This is a genomic window from Rhodococcus zopfii NBRC 100606 = JCM 9919, from assembly GCF_001895025.1.
Classification (GTDB): domain Bacteria; phylum Actinomycetota; class Actinomycetes; order Mycobacteriales; family Mycobacteriaceae; genus Rhodococcus; species Rhodococcus zopfii.
In genome coordinates this window covers 1-1,140 of sequence record NZ_BCXI01000127.1, presented here as the reverse complement: position 1 = coordinate 1,140, position 1,140 = coordinate 1, and the positions used below count along the sequence as shown (strand labels likewise).

Annotated in this window: 1 pseudogene; it reads right to left on the bottom strand. The window is 65.0% G+C overall.

The features are described 5' to 3' along the window. Positions 1 to 1,076, bottom strand: a pseudogene (locus RZ1_RS29425) (IS3 family transposase); the annotation flags it as partial. Between the last annotated feature and the right edge of the window lie 64 nt (positions 1,077 to 1,140).

The following is a 1,140-nucleotide window of genomic DNA, read 5'->3' as shown; positions in this document are numbered from 1 at the left end:
CATCGCGGCACGGCCATGCAGCCATTCACGCTTCAAACTCTGAAAGAACGACTCCGCCAAAGCATTATCGTAACTTGACCCCACACGGCCCCGGCTCAGTCGAATCCCATGCACAGCACAGAATGTCGCGAACTCAGCCGAGGTGTACTGCGCTCCGCGATCGCTGTGAAAAATCACGCCGTCCACACTGCCACCACGAGCGACGACAGCCATCGCGAGCGCATCGGTGACCAACTCGGTACGCATGTGCTCGGCGATGGACCATCCCACCACCCGACGTGAACAGATGTCGATCACCGTCGCCAGATACAACCACGACGACCCCACCGGAATGTAGGTGATGTCGCCGCACCACCGGGTATCGAGCGTCTCGGCGGTGAAATCGCGACCGATCAGATCCGGCACCGCCGATGCCTGCGGATCGGGAATTGTGGTGCGCCGGCCACGCCGCAGATGCCGACCGACGATGCGGTGGCCACGCATCAACCGCGTGACCTTTTTGCGGTTGATGCACACCCCGAGTTGCCGCAGTTCGGCGTGGATGCGGGGTGCGCCGTAGGCACCGCGATGCTCGGTGTGGATCTGGCGGATCTGTGAGACGGTGGCGGCTTCCTCAGCGGCGCGTTCGGTGCGCGCATCGGCGGTGGCCAGATGCCGGTAGTACCCGGACCGGGAGGTGCCGAGGACCCGGCACAGCCGCTGCACACCGAACTCGTTGCGGTGGGTGGAGATGAAGTCCCAGCGGCAGGTCTTCACTTCATCTCCTGCGCGAAATAGGCGGCTGCCCGGCGCAGAATCTCACGTTCGAGCTGCCATTCCTTCTCCGCACTGCGCAGTCGGACGTTCTCTGCCCGCAGGCGCGCCAACTCGTCGGCTGCAGTCTCACTGCCACCGCCCGCCGTGGCCGCTGAGCCCTGCGCGGAGGCGTTGTCCTTGCGGACCCAGGTCCGCAAGGTCTCGCCGCTGATGCCCAGGTCCGAGGCCACCGCGGCGTAGGTGCGGGTGCCGCCGCCGGCGCGATACAACGCGACCGCGTCCCGGCGGAACTCCTCCGTGTACTGAGACTGACGTCCCATGTGAACATCCCTCCTGGTTCTTCTACGAACCATTGTCAGGGTGTCCACTCCGAGGGGGCAGCCT